This window comes from Salmonirosea aquatica (assembly GCF_009296315.1).
GTDB lineage: Bacteria > Bacteroidota > Bacteroidia > Cytophagales > Spirosomataceae > Salmonirosea > Salmonirosea aquatica.
Map to the genome: position 1 here is coordinate 3,609,289 of NZ_WHLY01000002.1, position 16,273 is coordinate 3,625,561.

The 16,273-nt window shown below is 53.0% G+C and carries 13 protein-coding genes; 4 read left to right on the top strand and 9 right to left on the bottom strand.

All coding sequences use genetic code 11. From position 1 onward, the window contains the following. Positions 1 to 37: 37 nt before the first annotated feature. Positions 38 to 2,494: an ABC transporter permease gene (locus tag GBK04_RS16055; RefSeq protein WP_152761362.1), complete on the top strand. Its 2,457-nt coding sequence runs from the start codon at positions 38 to 40 to the stop codon at positions 2,492 to 2,494. On the opposite strand, the gene GBK04_RS16060 is transcribed toward GBK04_RS16055, so the two are convergent. Then, positions 2,480 to 2,908, bottom strand: a complete 429-nt coding sequence (locus GBK04_RS16060) for a putative toxin-antitoxin system toxin component, PIN family (protein WP_152761364.1) — start codon at positions 2,906 to 2,908, stop codon at positions 2,480 to 2,482. The genes GBK04_RS16055 and GBK04_RS16060 overlap by 15 nt on opposite strands. Then, positions 2,901 to 3,098 (bottom strand): DUF8507 family protein, encoded by a 198-nt coding sequence (locus GBK04_RS16065; protein ID WP_152761366.1) that lies wholly within the window; start codon positions 3,096 to 3,098, stop codon positions 2,901 to 2,903. The genes GBK04_RS16060 and GBK04_RS16065 overlap by 8 nt, the downstream gene beginning before the upstream one ends. A gap of 42 nt (positions 3,099 to 3,140) precedes the next feature. Here GBK04_RS16065 and GBK04_RS16070 point away from each other — a divergent pair, with 42 nt between their 5' ends. Continuing rightward, a complete protein-coding gene (locus tag GBK04_RS16070) occupies positions 3,141 to 5,513 on the top strand; it encodes an ABC transporter permease (protein WP_152761368.1) in 2,373 nt (790 codons plus the stop codon). A gap of 187 nt (positions 5,514 to 5,700) precedes the next feature. After that, positions 5,701 to 6,255, top strand: a complete 555-nt coding sequence (locus tag GBK04_RS16075; protein ID WP_152761370.1) for a cupin domain-containing protein — start codon at positions 5,701 to 5,703, stop codon at positions 6,253 to 6,255. Between the two features lie 43 nt (positions 6,256 to 6,298). Here the strand turns inward: GBK04_RS16075 and GBK04_RS16080 are convergent, their stop codons facing one another. After that, a complete protein-coding gene (locus GBK04_RS16080; RefSeq protein WP_152761372.1) occupies positions 6,299 to 7,450 on the bottom strand; it encodes an ATP-binding protein in 1,152 nt (383 codons plus the stop codon). 61 nt (positions 7,451 to 7,511) lie between these two features. Between GBK04_RS16080 and GBK04_RS16085 the strand changes: the two genes are divergently transcribed. Continuing rightward, positions 7,512 to 7,880, top strand: a complete 369-nt coding sequence (locus tag GBK04_RS16085; RefSeq protein ID WP_152761374.1) for an MmcQ/YjbR family DNA-binding protein — start codon at positions 7,512 to 7,514, stop codon at positions 7,878 to 7,880. 47 nt (positions 7,881 to 7,927) lie between these two features. Here GBK04_RS16085 and GBK04_RS16090 read toward each other — a convergent pair whose 3' ends face one another. The 6 genes from GBK04_RS16090 to GBK04_RS16115 all read right to left on the bottom strand — a co-directional run bounded on the left by GBK04_RS16090 (position 7,928) and on the right by GBK04_RS16115 (position 16,270). After that, a complete protein-coding gene (locus tag GBK04_RS16090; RefSeq protein ID WP_152761376.1) occupies positions 7,928 to 9,451 on the bottom strand; it encodes a sulfatase family protein in 1,524 nt (507 codons plus the stop codon). A gap of 118 nt (positions 9,452 to 9,569) precedes the next feature. Beyond that, positions 9,570 to 11,006: a sulfatase gene (locus GBK04_RS16095; RefSeq protein ID WP_373331031.1), complete on the bottom strand. Its 1,437-nt coding sequence runs from the start codon at positions 11,004 to 11,006 to the stop codon at positions 9,570 to 9,572. Between the two features lie 5 nt (positions 11,007 to 11,011). Next, entirely contained in the window at positions 11,012 to 12,439 is a 1,428-nt protein-coding gene (locus tag GBK04_RS16100; RefSeq protein ID WP_152761380.1) for a DUF4962 domain-containing protein, read from the bottom strand. Further along, positions 12,436 to 13,536, bottom strand: coding sequence for a DUF4962 domain-containing protein (locus tag GBK04_RS16105; RefSeq protein ID WP_152761382.1), 1,101 nt, complete (start codon positions 13,534 to 13,536; stop codon positions 12,436 to 12,438). The genes GBK04_RS16100 and GBK04_RS16105 overlap by 4 nt, the downstream gene beginning before the upstream one ends. A gap of 218 nt (positions 13,537 to 13,754) precedes the next feature. Further along, entirely contained in the window at positions 13,755 to 14,501 is a 747-nt protein-coding gene (locus GBK04_RS16110) for a DUF1961 family protein (protein ID WP_152761384.1), read from the bottom strand. A gap of 56 nt (positions 14,502 to 14,557) precedes the next feature. Beyond that, a complete protein-coding gene (locus GBK04_RS16115; protein ID WP_152761386.1) occupies positions 14,558 to 16,270 on the bottom strand; it encodes a hypothetical protein in 1,713 nt (570 codons plus the stop codon). Between the last annotated feature and the right edge of the window lie 3 nt (positions 16,271 to 16,273).

Here is a 16,273-nt window from a genome sequence, read left to right on the forward strand (position 1 = left end):
GAAATAGTTATTGACACAAAATCTAACAACCTATTCCATGCTATCCAACTACCTCAAACTCGCTTTTCGTAACCTGTGGCGCAACCGCCTGTTCACGGCGCTCAACGTGCTGGGCCTATCGATTGGTCTGGCGGCTTGCTGGATGATTTTTCAACTGGTCAGCTACGAGTTCAGCTTCGACGCCGAACAGCCTCACCGCGACCGGATTTATAAAGTCGTGTCGGATTTCACCTTCGATGGGAAGGAAAGCGGCAATGCGGGTGCACCAAAGCCGCTGGCCGAGGCTATCCGCAAACAAATGGGAGGCGTAGAAACTGTAGCAGGGCTTTATGACCAATGGATTATGAACCTAAAGGTACCCCAGCCGTCGGGCAAATCGCTTGATTTTACGGATATAGAACAAGTACAGGCTACCACGACGGATTACTTCAAGCTGGTACCCTACCACTGGCTGGCCGGATCGCCCGCGAAGGCGCTCGCGCAGCCCAACGAAGCCGTACTAACGCTTTCCCGCGCCGAGAAGTACTTCCCGGGTCTGACGCCGGAGCAGATGCTGGGCAAAACGATACTGTACCGTGATACGGTGGCGATAGAGGTGACGGGTGTGGTGGCCGATTTGGAGCGCGCCACTTCGTTCACGGGACACGAATTTTTGTCGCTTTCTACCTTTCAAAAAGGGGAGAATGCCAAAGCGTACACCGAAGCGTGGGGTGGCGTCAACTCGTCCGATCAGATATATCTGCTACTCGGCGAAAAAACCGATGTAGCCAAATTGAATAAAAATATCAATGCGCTTTCGCAGAAGAATTCGCAAGAAGCGATGAAAAATTGGGGCGCTAATTTCACCCGGAAGCACAGTTTGCTTCCCCTGTCGGAAGTGCACTTTGCTCCCAATTACGCGGGACGCTTGCGCACCGTAAATAAAAATATTTTGCTGGCGCTCATGGGCCTGGCGGTATTCCTATTGGCTCTGGCGGTCATCAACTACGTCAATCTCACTACGGCGCAGGTACCCCAGCGCGCCCGCGAAATCGGTATCCGCAAAACCCTGGGTAGCTCGCGCAGCCGCCTGATCGGGCATTTTCTGGGCGAAACTTTTATGGTTACTGTGTTGGCCTGCGGTTTGGCGTTCGTCTGGACGATCATGTTCCGGACCAGCTTCGGCGATCTTTTCCCCAAAGAGTTGGACCTATATCCCAATATCGGCCAAACCCTGCTTTTCATGGTGCTGCTCGTCGTGTTGGTCAGCGCGCTGGCGGGTTGGTACCCTAGTTTATTGATCACCCGCTTTCAACCCACGCAGGTTTTGCGCGGACAAGTCAGTCTGCAAATCGGCAGAAACAATTTCTCTTTACGCAAAAGCCTGATTGTTTTTCAGTTCGTGATTGCGCAGGCCTTCGTGATTGGGGCTATCATCATGAACCAGCAGATGCGCTATACGATGGAAAAAGATTTGGGTTTCGATCGGGAAGCCGTGCTGACTTTTCAGGTACCCTACCGATTGCTGCAAAGCGAAGCATATGGCAAAAAACAATTTGCGCTGAAAGACGAACTCAAACGCCTGCCGCAAGTAGTTAGCGTAAGCCTGGGGAATCCGCCCTTCAACCAGAATTATTCCAGCGGCGGCATTATTTACAAAGGTGCTCAAAAGGAAATCGAGCTTAACGTGTACCGAAAATACGTCGATACGGATTTGCTGGGTACCTATAACATTAAGCTACTCGCCGGACGCAATCTGCTCCCCAGCGACACCGTGCGGGAGTACGTAATCAACGAAACGGCCGTGCGCGAATTCGGCTTCAAGAGCCCGCAGGATGCGGTTGGGAAGTACTTAGTAGAGCAAAACAACCACCTGTCGATTCCCATTGTCGGCGTAGTGGAAGATTTCCATACCGCTACCTTCACCCAAAAAATCGACCCGCTGGCCATGATGACTGAGAAAGACGGAACCGGCAATTTCAACGTAAAGCTGGCCTCCAACAAACCCTCTGACTGGCAGGCCGGTATCCAGAAAATGGAAGAACTTTGGAAAAGCACCTACCCCGATGCGCCCTTCGAGTACAAGTTCTACGACGACATGATCGCGCAGTACTATGAATCCGAACGCCGGATGACCCAGATCATCAACCTGTCCACGGGCATCGCCATTTTGATTAGCTGTTTGGGACTATTCGGTCTTGCCACGCTCACGGCTTTCCAGCGCACCAAGGAAATCGGCGTCCGCAAGGTACTGGGGGCGAGCATTGCCGGCATCGTCGGCATGTTGTCCAAGGATTTCGTGCTGTTGGTTTTGGTCGCATTAGTCATCGCCAGTCCCATCGCCTGGTACTTCATGGACCAATGGCTGGCCGACTTCGCCTACCATGTCAATATCTCGTGGTGGGTATTCGCGTTGGCGGGGTTGACGGCGGTTACCATTGCGCTCATTACGGTAGGGTACCAGAGTGTGAAAGCGGCGTTGATGAATCCGGTGGAGAGTTTACGAAGTGAGTAGAGCCTTGTACTGAAGTTCAAACTCCTCGTAGGTCAGGACGGAAACAGGCGGAAACCCATCGGTAGTCAAGCCACGAAAGTGGCGGTCGTTACTAATAATATGATCGGATTGACCCGCCAAATAACAATCGATAAACTTGTTATCGTCGCGATCATTTGTAATCAGTTGCCAAAAAAATGAAGGATTAATTTGAATAATATTGGGCAGAAAAAGTAAATAATCGAGCGTGGCGTCAGTGCGGTCAAGCCCATAACGAAGCACGATTTGTTCAGCATATTCGGAGAGTATATCGTTGGAAATTGCCAGTTCAAAACGCCCGGCCAGCAGGCTTTGATAAATCCAATGGTACTTGTACTGCGGGGCCAGCGAAACCATGAAGACATTCGTGTCCAGCACGAGCCGTAGCTTACTCATTCAGCCAGCGGTCAAGGTCGGCTTCGCTGATTTGATTTTTCTCTACTGACTGGCCGATCTTATCGACGAGTTTGTCAGAGAAGTAGTTGGCCAGCAGCCGCCGTACCGCCAGCAGATCTTCGTCACTAGGCTGAAAAGAATAAACTTTCAGCAAATCCAGTTGTAGCGAACTTAACTTTTGATTTTCCATTTTCGGCTCGTCTTTTTCCAAATATAACAAAAATAAAAAACCATGCTCACAAGCTATCTCAAAATCGCCCTCCGCAGTCTGCTCAAACAGCGACTCTTTGCGGGAATCAATATTTTTGGCTTATCGCTGGGCATGGCCTGCGCGCTGATGATCGGGTTGTGGGTACGCGACGAGGTCAGTTATGACCGCTTTCTGCCGGGCGTGGAAGATGTGTATAATATTCGCGTCAACTACGCCTTTAACGGCGGCGCGGTAGAAACGGCGCAGTATGTACCTGTTCCCTTGCAGGAAGCCATCGCCCGCGACATTCCCGATGTGGCGGCAGTCACAAAAACAAACGGCGGCAGCGAAAGTCTGGTGAAAGCCATCGGTACAGCGGGCCCAGAAAAAGCGGCCAAAGAACGGGGTACCTTCGTTTCGGCGGAGTTTTTTGAGGTCTTCCCTCTACCTGCGCTCTCGGGCGATCCGAAAGTAGCCCTGGCTCAACCCGACCAGATTGTTATTTCGCGTAAACTCGCCGAAAAGTACTTTCCCAACCAGTCGGCTTCGGGGCAAACGCTGCAACTCGACGACGATAAACTCTATACGGTCGGGGCGGTGCTTGAAGATCTACCCGCCAACTCAACGCTACAGTTCGACTGGCTGGCTAATTTTAAGAATATCGAACAACCCTACATGAGCGAATGGGGCTGGAATTCGGTGATTATGTACGCGCGGCTTTTGCCCACCGCTACTGCCGACCACGCGGCCGCCAGCATGAAGGACATTTTCCGGCGGTATGCTAAATTCGACAATGGCGAGGTACCCGTGCTGCACCCGATGACGGACATGCACTTGTACTCCGACTATAAAGACGGCAAAGCAGCGGGCGGGCGCATCGAATACGTGCGTATTTTCTCGATCGTGGCGTTATTTATCCTGCTTATCGCCTGTGTCAATTTCATGAATCTGGCCACGGCGCGGTCGTCGGTACGGGCCCGGGAAGTTGGCATAAGGAAGGTGATGGGTGCCGGCCGGGCGTCGCTGATCGGGCAGTTTTTGGGTGAGTCGATGCTGATGAGTTTGCTGGCCGCGCTGCTGGCGTTGACGATGGTTTGGTCCGCTCTCCCCGCCTTTAATCAGCTGTTTGATAAACACATAGTCCTGGATCTCACCAATCCTTCACTCTGGTTGCTGGTAGTTGAGCTGGTGTTGGTTACGGGCTTGCTGTCGGGCAGCTACCCTGCTTTGTTTTTGTCGGCTCTGCGGCCCATTCGTATTTTAAAGGGCTTCACGAAGGTTGGTACGGGCCCGGCCCTATTCCGGCGATCGCTGGTCGTATTTCAATTTTCGCTTTCCGTTTTTCTGATCGTGGGCATGCTAACTGTCGGCTCGCAAATGCGCTATCTGCGAACCACCCACCTGGGTCTGGATCGCGAGAATGTCCTGTACATTCCGCTGGAAGGTACCTTCGAGCAGTTTGAAAAAAGTGATCTGTTGCGGCAGGAAACCATGCGCCAGCCCGCCGTTGCGTCGGCTACCCTGACGAGCCAACTGCCCGTCAATGTGCGAAACAGCACGACCGACCTGAGCTGGCCGGGCAAAGAACCCAAACGACTGGTGGAAGTCTCGACCATGAATGTCAGCAGCGATTTTATCCGCACCATGAACATCGAATTGATCGCCGGACGTGATTTCCGGGCCAACAGTCCGGCGGATTCGGCGAATTACCTCATCAACGAAACTGCCGCCAAACTCATGGGAATGAGCGAACCGGTGGGTCAGGAAATTACTTTCAATCGGGGCAAAGGCCATGTGGTGGGCCTGATGAAAGATTTCCACCTCAATTCGATGCACCAGACCATCGCACCGCTGGTGATTTCCTTCTATCCCGAAAACACCCGCTACCTGCTGGTGAAAACCCGCGCCGGACAGGTACCTTCGGCCCTCGCCTCGCTGGAACAGATCAACAGGAAATTGAATCCCAGCTATCCGTTCAACTACCATTTTGTGGATGAAGCCTACGAACAATTATACCAATCCGAACAGCAGGTAGGTACCCTGGTCAACTACTTCGGCATCCTGGCTATCGTGATTTCGTGCCTGGGCTTATTCGGACTCACGGCCTTCACCGCCGAGCAGCGTACCCGGGAAATTGGTGTCCGCAAAGTACTTGGCGCGTCGGTACTGGGCATCGTGCGGCTGCTGTCCACCGATTTCGTGCGCCTGGTGCTTATCGCTCTGGTGGTAGTTTCACCGCTGGCCTGGTGGGCCGCTGACCAATGGCTAAGTACCTTCGCCTACCGCATCGAATTGTCTTGGGCTATTTTCGTGCTGGCCGGTGTGCTGGCGGTGGTCGTCGCGCTGCTGACGGTGAGTTTTCAGAGCGTGAAGGCGGCATTGATGAATCCGGTGGAAAGTCTTAGGTCGGAGTGAACCGGCCCTATGTCAGGTGTAAACATTCGACAGCAACTGCCTCCCATTCAGAAAGTACCTGATAGCGATTTGAACCCGCTTTCATTGTTGCCACTCACTAAGTTTTTAAAAATCCAACCATTCGTTTAGATAACTTTATACCCAGTTCACCGGTCCGATTTCCCCAATTTCAAAATTCTGGATGGTCATGAAAAGAAAGCGATTTTTCCTTTCCGCGCTAGGTACCCTTGTGGCCTCCCATTCACTTTTCAGTCGTTCGATTCGTTCTGATCAGGGCATTGTAGCCAAAGCAGGCGAGGGTAGGTACCACGGACACATCCAACTGAAAGGAGTTAACCAGAATATTCTGGATGTAAAAGTATCAGGCAAGGATACCAACGGCGATTTGGCTATTTTTGAACAAACCAGTCTGTCGCCCAAACGCGGGGTTCCTCTGCATGTCCATCCTAATCAGGACGAAATATTCTATATCCTCGACGGCGAATACCATTTTCAAGTAGGGGAAACGAAACACGAGCTAAAAACGGGCGACACTATTTTTCTGCCCCGCAACGTACCCCACGCCTGGGTACAGATTGCGGAGCGCGGCCGCATGACGGTCATCATGCAACCTGCAGGAAAGCTGGAAGAATTTTTTGTGGCAATGGCCGCGCTGGACCATGAACCTACCCCTGCCGAGGTAGCCAGCATTTTTGCCGAGCACGACATGAAGGTCGTGGGGCCGCCGATGAAGGTAGAGTAAATACGGAACTAATTCGAGTCTGTATTAAAACCCGTAGATTGTCCTACCCCTTCAATTTTTCCAACACACTTCCTAAGCTTATAACCGTAATTTTTTCAGCAATCGGGTAGGTGTCGGCACTGGGCGTGATGACGTGCAAGTGATCTATGCCTAAATCCTGCATAGCCAGGTGGGTACCTTTGGTGAGGGTTGGCGAATTGGTAAGCTTGATTTCAGCGGCCAGCAGCCAGCGGTCGTTCCGCCGAACGAGCAGGTCTATCTCGGCTCCATCCTGGGTTCGGTAATGGTACAATTCATCGTCTGATTCCAGTATCGACGCGATTTGACCGATGACGAAACCTTCCCAGGAATTGCCTACCCGGACGTTTCCCATAAGACTCTCAAAATCATTGATTCCAGTTAAATAGTGTAGCATACCTGAGTCACGGATGTACAGTTTCGGCGATTTGACCAGGCGTTTTTTTAGGTTGGTATGCCAGGGCGCGATCTGCGTCGTCAGGAAAGCATTGTTCAGAAAACTGAGGTAGGTCTTTATGGTCGGAACCGAAAGGTCGAGCGATTTAGCAAACATACTGTAGTTCAATAGGCCGCCATGGACCGAGGCAATCATTTGCAACAATTGTCGGGTCGTTTTCGGATCGGCAGGCAAGCCGTAGAGCGGTAGATCACGCTGGACGTAACTTTGGATGAAGTTTCGGTACCAGCTTTGGACGAAAGTGGGTTTGCCCGATAGGGCAGGCTCCGGAAAACCGCCATGCAGCCACAACTGTTGCCAGGTGAGCTGATGTTCGACTTCCAGTAAGTTAAGCGGAAACATTTCCAGGTAGTTGATGCGTCCCGCCAAACTTTCCGAACTCTGCCGCAGTAGCGGCGGCGAAGCCGACCCGAGAATTACGAACCGACCCGCCCGCCGGTCGTCATCGACCAGAGAGCGCAGGAGCGGAAATAGTTCGGGCAGATGCTGGACTTCGTCCAGAACTACCGTTTTGTCGGCTACCTGCGTGAGGAATAATTCGGGGGCTTGCAGCTTATTCAGGTCCGAATTCCTTTCCAAATCCAAATAAACCAAATCCTTGTCAGTCTGTAATTGACGGACTAGCGTTGTTTTACCAACCTGCCGGGGACCAATGATTCCCGTTACCGGAAACTGTTCCAGTGAAAGGCCTAATTTGTTTTCTAATAACCGCTGTATCATCCCTGCAAATTTAAAATTATTTTTTAAATTTGCAGGGATGATACTATAATTCCATACAGTAATGCCTACTCCCGACTACGTTCGTCAAATAGCCCTCTCGTTTCCCGAAACCACGGAGCAACCTCATTTTGACAAAACATCGTTTCGGGTGGGTAAAAAAATCTTTGCTACCCTGAATGCGCCACAGCAGCGGGCTACCCTCAAGCTATCCGCACAGGATCAGGATCTTTTCACAATTTATGATCCGACGATCGTCTACGCGGTACCCAACAAATGGGGCAAACAGGGTTGGACGCAGATCGACCTGACGCGGGTACCCGAAGAAATGCTGACGGATGCCCTTGCAGCGGCTTACTGCGAAGTAGCTCCGGCCAAACTGGCCGATGCGATCCGCGCGCAAAGGAAGGATTCGGAGGACGAAGAGTCGTAAAAAATGATTTATCGATCGTGGCATTTCCACGAAAACCTGCTCCAATTCTAGGGCTGAGTTGTTTTCCGGGCTTTGCTTTCCCGGATTTGGTTTAAGAGTTCGGTCAGTTCCTTTACCTTGTCAGGGTACCTTTGGTATACATTCTCCGTTTCGGATAGGTCATTTTCCAGATTATAGAGTTGGCCGGCGGGCTGTCCGGGGGTAGGTTGGATTACCTTAGGCTCGGTAAATCCGCCCGAACCCAGCCCCTCGATCAGTTTCCAGGGGCCTTGCCGAATGGCGAAAAAACCGTTGGAGGCACTGTGTACCACGGCGGGTTGCTGAGGTACGGTGCTGGCCTTGCCTTCCAGCACGGGCAGGATGCTGTAGCTGTCCTCGACGCTGGTATCCGGAAAAGGTACCCCCAGGATGTCCGCGCACGTAGCCAGCAGATTAGCCAGCGTAGTGGTGGCATGGCTTACGGTATTGGCCTTGACCCGGCCGGGCCAGCGCACAATAAACGGAATCCGGTGTCCGCCTTCGTAGGCATCGCCCTTCATGCCGCGCAGTTCGCCCGCCGCTTTATGGCCAAACCGCTCACTGAACGCCGGACGCCAGAACGGACCGTTGTCGCTGGCAAAGAAAACCACGGTATTTTCACTCATCCCCAGGCTATCGAGGGTGCGCAGGACGCGACCTACTTTGGCATCCACCATCTGCACAAAATCGCCGTACTCGCCCGCCGCCGATTGGTCCCGGTAGTCGTCGGTCGGCATCCAGGGCGTGTGCGGAGCCGTCAGAGCCAGGTACAGGAAGAACGGCTTTTCGGTGGTTTGTTTTTTCAGGAAATCATTGGCTTTGTTGACGAAGGTAGGCAGCACGCCAAAGAAATCGAAGGAAGGTGCCATGGCTCCTTCCCGCCAGAAAGGCCCGGTATAACCCGAATTGAGGCTGTTGCCTTCGGTACGGGCGGTGGGTAGCTCGGTGAGTTTATCGTTTTCGAGGTACACATAGGGCGGCATATCCAGCGAGGCGGGCAGGAAAAACGTATAATCAAATCCCAGGGTCGTAGGGCCGTGCTGGGGTACCTTGGTAAAGTCAATGTGATCGGGGTTCATCTCTTCTTTAATCCCGTACAGCGGTTGATTTTCCAACGCGGCGAATTCCGGCTTCGAAATCCAGTCGACGCCCAGGTGCCACTTGCCTACCATGCCGGTCTGGTAGCCCGCTTTTTTCAAGAGCGCAGGTACCGTCAGTCGGTCCTGTTCGATGAGGCTGCGGCTGTACCCGCGCAGGACGCCCACGGGCAGGCGGCTGCGCCAGGGATAGCGGCCCGTCATGAGCGCGTAGCGCGTGGGGGTACATACCGATGAAGGCGAGTGCGCATCCATGAAACGCATTCCCTCGGTGGCCAGCCGGTCTATGTTGGGAGTTTTAATTTTCCCTTTGGGATTAAAAGCCGCAATATCGCCATAACCCAGGTCGTCGGCAAGGATATAGACGATATTGGGCGGGCGATCGGTAGCCGATTGGGGTTTGGAGCAAGCTAGGGTAAGGAAACCGATAAACAGGATTGGAATTATGTTTTTCATAAAGAGGAGTAAGATGGTTTTATTTTTTAACCGCAGCAAGCGCAGAGCGAATTTGTCGCTGGATTTCGCAGAGAAAATACGGTTTACTACAAAAAATACCCGCTATTTCTGACGAAACTCAATCCTCCGGTTTTTCTTTTGGCTGAGACTTCTTGGTGTAGGCAGTCAGCAAACCAGGGTTATGCTGTTTGATGTAGTTCAGAAGCCGGGCATCCAGTGCTTTGGCTTTGGCGGGATTCCTGGTCGACAAATCCACTAATTCGCCTTTATCGTTTTCCAGATCGTATAATTCGGTTTTGCCCGTTTTCCAGAAATGAACCAGCTTGTCATTGCCCGAAATAATAGCCGAATGTGGGTACCCCGCGTTGTAGCGGTGGAAGTAAAAGTCCTGGACAGGGCGGTTGACGGGACCCTGGCCCGCATTTTTGAGTAAAGCCACAAAACTACCGCCATCACGACCTTTTTCCGGCATGGGGGTACCTCCGGCGAGTTCGGCGAAAGTGGGGAGCAAATCCCAGCCAATGACGGGTACCTCACACTGACTTCCGGCCTTGATGCCGGGTCCCATGACCATGAAAGGTACCCGGATTCCCCCTTCGTACAGTACCCACTTGCCACCCCGCAGCGGATAGTTGCGCATGGGTTCTTTGAATTTCGAGGGGTGATCGAGCCGGTTTTTGACGGGGGGCAAAAACTCGACGGCGCCGTTGTCGGCCATCAGAAAAATGTAAGTATGGTCTGCAATGCCCAGCTTCTCTACCTCGTCCAGAATCTCACCAATGCCCGTATCTAGGTCAAACAGCATCCCCGCCCAGGCCGGATTGGAATGCCGCTTCCCTGCCTTTTTTTTAGAGAAATGATCGAGAGTAGCCTGTTTGGTTTCCATATTCACGTGGGTGGCATAGTGCGAAAGCTGCAGGTAGAAAGGTACCTGGGCGGAGGTCTGTTTTTGCATGAATGCAATGGCGCGCTCCGTCAGCGTATTGATTTTCTTAGGGTCTTCGGTGAGGTAGTGTTCATCCCACTTGTCGCCTTTCACCTGTACCAGATTTCCGTTGCCATTACGGGTGTCGCCGTCGCTCAGATCATAGCCTACTTGTTCGGGTACTAGTTCGGCCCGGAAGTCCCACTTGCCCAGGTGAGCCGCCCGGTACCGGGGATCAATGGCTTTGAGTACCTGCGGAATGGAACGCGGCGCTTGGCCGCCGGGCCGGTAACGCGCGGGGAACTCTTCATCCCCCTGCCGGATGGGCGTTTGTCCAAACTGAATGCTGCGGCGGGTCGGCGAGCAAATGGCGGCCGGAGCGTACCCTCGCGTAAACCGCATGCCGGCTCGGGCCAGTCGGTCGATGTTGGGGGTTTCGTAGTAGTCGCTGGCGGACTCAGGTACCCCCGTGTCCATGGGCGACGACAGCGAAGTCCAGCCCTGGTCGTCGGTGAGGATGAAAATGATGTTAGGCGGCGTAGCCTGGGGCAAATGGGCCGGGCGATGGCTACTTCCTACTACTAAACCCAGGGCCAGGAGGAGTAAAAGGCGTGTGCTTTTAGGATTCATAGACCTTATTTGTTTTGTAAAAGTACCTGCTGTACCGAAGCCGGCCATTCATCGGCCGTTTCTACGAAGCGGGGTTTTCCCTCGTGCCATTCTGCCAGTTTGGTACTCGACGGCAGGGTACCTTGGTAGGTTTTTCCTTTCAGGTCGATGGAGGACCCGCTAATTGTGAAGGCTGTACTTTCACGGGCTTCGGTGACGCCCAGTTCAGCCGGTGCTGCTGATCCTAATTGCGCTTTGATTTGCCAGTCACCTACCTGCACCGTCACCCACCCATCCGGGCCGGTGGAATGGATTATTGTTGGTAAGGTACCCTCACCTACTTCTACTATGGAGAGGAATTTGATATGGTTAGACTTTTTACTGGTCGCTTTGAGATGCCATTGAGTGTTTTCGTAAGCGATTTCCTCACCTTCTTCATCTACTTTACCGATGACATTGACGGCTGGAATTTCGAACGTATCGGCCACCGCCCAGGTTACCGGCTGGCTGCTCCACAACCTACCGGTACCTTCGGACTTTTCGAAATGTGAGCTGAACCGGTTCTGAATGGTGTCCAATTGGGTAGGTTTCATGCTGTGGATCAGCCACGACCAGTTGACCGGTTTTTCGGCTTCTAGCTCGTCGTACACGACCACGATGCCCGGCTTCAGGAGCAACAGGTGCCGATCAAATTTTTTGAGGCCATAGTTTTCTTGGGTTTCGTCGCTTTGGTAGGCATTAGTGGCGTCGCCTTTAGCGTAGGCCAGCCGCTTGCCCTGCACGAAGCGCGTCAGCATTCCGAAAGCTTCGGTGCTGAACGGTTGTCCTTCGTCATCGATCAGGATACCATTATTGCCTTTGGTATGTTTGTTCCAGCCTAGCCGGTGCGGGTCGTTCATGTCGATTTTGTAGCCTGTCCGGTAGAAGGTTTTCTCCCCGCCGTACAGAATATTGAAGGTGTTCTGGTCGGCAATCATGTGGCCGTACGATCCAAACGGACTCGACCGCATGGAAACCATCAGATCTTTCTCGGTCTGCATGGGATTCGTGTGCAGGGCTACCACCCCGGTTTCGCTGAATAGCTGCGCCATCGGCAATGGCTTTGGTTCGAATTCCGGTAGGGGTAAACCGGCCGTTTTGGTGAGTCGGAACCACCGCAGGATGTTTTTTTGGGATAAGTCTACCGATTCGTATTCCCGGCATCGGGTTGCGTACCAGGCCGCCATCGGGTACTGCGTGAGCTTGGCTATTTCCGTTGCAAAAGCTACGTACTCGATGCCCGGACTGTGGATGGTTTCGTTGTTGTCGCCAAAGCCATCGGCGGCCGAGCCGGGTGGCATCCCGTACACCATCCAGTCAATCTGTTTCTGGTACCAGGGATGGGCGTTGATAAAATCGAAGCCCGTGTATTTTTTAATGAAAATTGGAATGTCGAGCAGCGTTTCCATATTCATGCGGAAGTAGGACGCGCCGTTGACCCAGCCCCCGTCCAGCCCCCGAGAATGGGCGAGCGCGCCAGGAATAGCTCATAGGCGTAGCTGAGCCAGGTAGCGGCAGCGGGCTCGTCGCCGTGCATGATCAATGCGGTCTGGAAAAAATAGTGCAGAATGTGCTGCCAGACGTGCGCGCTCAGTACCCGTACTTCGATGTTATTTTTCCAGTCTTGATAAAAATCTTCGGCGCGAAGACGTACTCCCTTCCGGAAACTTGCTTTTTCTTCGGGTGTCAGCCGATCATACAAAGTATCGTAAATTAGCGCCAGCGACAGCATAAACCGGGCGTCGCCAAAGTCGCTCAGTCGCGTCACCTTGTCGGGGTCCCAGGGCGCAATCGTGCGCCCAATGGCCAGGGCTTTTTCGGCGAAACGCTCATCACGGGTCAGGATATACGCCTGGCAAAGACTGGAAACGTTGTAATACACGCGGTTCCCCAAATACAGACTGGCCAGTTTGATGAGTTGTTTGTTTTTCTGCTCATCACCTATCAGATTCCCGGCTATGCCTTCGTCTTCTCTGGGAAGGGGCTGCTTCAAGGCTTCTTCCGCTTCGGCCAGGATAGCCTCGATATCCTCATTCTTTGGGCGATTCCGTAGCTGGGTGATTTCCGCACCGTGCGCTAGCAGACGGGGATGGTCTTTCGGCACTGCGGCCAGCAAGGCAGTAGGCGGCGGCGAAACCAGCGGTAGTGCCTGACTCGTTACGTTGAAATGGATTCGTTTCGACCAGGTACCCCCCGTTTTGCGATATTGCCAGTACCAGGTACCGGTACCTAATTTCTGGTGAGGGTTGTACATCGCCCACTCGGTTTTTTCCTGCCGGTACACGGGTTCTTTTCGGAAAGTCGAATCCTGCGACAGGCGTACGTCATACTGGACATTTTTGCCCTTTTCAAACGGCCAGCGCAGGGCAGTAGGGTTAAAGTCAACGGCTATTCCACCGGAAGGGATGGGGTAGGTTTGGTGGCGGTGGAAGGGCGCGGGGAGGTGTTGGGCGAGGAGAGGGGGTGCTCCCAGAAAGGCCAATACCACCATCCATTTAACTGATTTATCCATAGTTATTTTGACTTACTTCCACTTGGTAAGCAGGGTAAACGTTTGCCCTCACGGCCGGGCGGCCCCGCACTCTCAACGCCTCTGGAAATAAATGCCCCTGCGCTAACCAGCCGCACACTGGTCATTTATTTCAGGTCGGCTTATGAGAATGCTGAAATATTTTTGCATCTCCCTCCCGTTAGGTATGCAGTTACTTTGAGTGTAATTCTATTCTAACCTCACTCCTTCCCCAACTCCCACACTTTAAAATTCCGGTATCGGAAGTGGGACCATTTCATCTGGCGAAAGCCCATTTTGCCTTTGCCCAGGACTTTACCGTACGTTTTTCCATCGTCGGTCCAGTCTATGACTTTACGGTCGTCGATGAAGAGTTGGATGTGGCCCTCGTCTTTGGTCAAAGTCAGGTGGTGAATGGCTTCGGAATCTTTGGGAATGCCTTCGGGGCCCTGGTACACCAGGTTGAAACCTTTGTTCTTACGCAGATGCGCCAGTTCTCGCTCGGTGTTTTCGGGATTATCGGTGTAGTAGGAGATATGGTAGCAGTCGAGGGCCGATTTGGTGTAGTGCGCAAAGGTGCCGTCGCGTTTGGGAAGCGAAGGATCAAAAATGCCCTCGCCGTGTATCCCTTGGGTGGAGAAAAATAGGATGATTAACCCACCGTCCTTATCCAGGTTCTGGGCATCCCACTCGGCTACGAAATTGGCCGGGAAGTCTTCGGGACACCAGTAGACGTGATGGTACTCTTTGTTTTCAGAATACAATTCCATCCATCCGTCCTGTACCTGTACCGTTCCTGGCCCTTCCATCACCCAGCCTTTCACCGATTCGGGGGATGAAAAGGTGTTTTCATACACCAAAGTACCCTTCGGATAGGCATTCACAGACTGTCCGTTTCCTCTTCTACCAATAAGTAGCACCGGCAGCATGAGCAAGTACGTTAAGGTGTCTGAATACCGGTTTTTCATCGTGTGTGTATAGCAGGAAAGCCGCAGAATATATGATCGTGTGTATATAGTATAGATCAGGAAAGCCGAAGCGTATGCCGGAAGGGGGTAAAACCTGTCAGGTATACCGTAGGACTACTCATGCGGGGCAGCGCACCACGTAGTTGGATACCCTTGTGCTGAGCCAGTCCCGGTCCGAACGTCAGTGTGTTGTTCTGTAAAGTATAGGTACCTACCTCGGCTGTTTTGAGTAGGTAAGTGTCTTTTTCGGAGGTGACGGGTATTACATTTTTGAACGAGCCGCCTTCCCGGAAAATAAGCTCTACCGAAACCGGAACGCCATCCGTACCCGTGATTTCGATGTCGCATTCCACTCCGTCGCTTATTTCCCGAATCCGCACGGTCGAGGTCAGGTGCTGTACTTCGCTCTGTTTCCGGTTGCTTCGGGGCATTTTGTTCCAGTCGCCATCCGGTGAGATGGAATCTTTCGGATAGGGTTGGTAGTAGGGGCCGTCGAGTTTTTGCTCCATGACGTAGTCTTTCCCTTCCTGCCGGATCTCGGTACCCTGAAACTGTCCTTTTCCAAAAAACGAAGCCGAAAACCGAATGCCCTGCAACACCGCGCGGCCTTTATGAAATGTCAGGAAAGTCGGATTTTGGGAGATGACGGTCGCGTCCCAATTGCCCCGCCGGATGCGCACCAGGCCCGAGGCCGGAAAGGCTTTGGCGTACTGCACGGGTAGGGAGGTAGGGGAGGGCAACTCCTGCCACAGCGAAGGATCCTCCAGAAAGTATGACAACTGCGAGTACGCCTTTTCCAGAACCGTGGCCTCTATGCTTTTGCATTGGGCCGAAAAAGCGCCATTCCTGTCATGCAGAGCCATAAAACGGTAGGGGTAGTAGTAGCCTTCCAGGGTACCTACGGCGGCTTTGTCCTGTCGTCCCGAGGCATCGGTGGCTACCTCGCCGTTGGGGTGGACGTAGTAGGCCGTCATGGTCAGATTGCGCCGGACGTACTCCAACAGTTCGGACTTGTTCATGCCTTTGGCAATGGTGATGAGCACCCGGTTAGTCAGCGGTGAATAGATGAGGGTACTTTTTTCGTCGTACTGTCCGTCAGCATCCATGTCGATGTGTTCGCCCAGCCATTCATTGATCCGGGCCATGTAGCGCGGGTCGGGCCATACCTCGTTCAGCTTGGTCAGTGCGGCCGATACCACCCAACGGTGGTTGGGCGTATGGATTCCACCGACGATCAGCGTTTCGCCCGCCTTTTGCAGAAAGCTTTTCAGGAGTTCCAGCTGAGCGGCGTATCGGGTGGCGTCTTCCCGGCGGATAATGGTGTACACCGGCACCAGCCATTTGACCACAAAGCCTGTATCGGGTGTGGAGTGAAAATTAGTGGAAAGCAGGTCGATGGTACCATCGGAATGCTGGATTTTCAGCAGGTACCTCAGGGCTTCCTCCATTTCTTTGGCAATGGCTTCCGAGCGGTAGAACTTGCTTTCGGGCGTGGCCAGCGCGCAGCCTGCCGTGCGGATGAAGCCTACCGTCGAATGCGGATTGGGGATTTCGGCCCCGTCCACATAGCCACCGTAAGCCGGACTTTGGGGGTCAGGTACCCGGTATTCGCGGAGCCTTTCCAGTTGGGAATCATTGGTTTGTATAAGCGTCAGTAGCCAGTCGGGTTTCTTGCCGGCTTGCACTGGTGAGCGGAAAGCCATGGAGGATAACCTAGGGACGGCACAAAGGCCAGCCACACTGTATTGGACAAATTCTCTTCGTTTCATAGG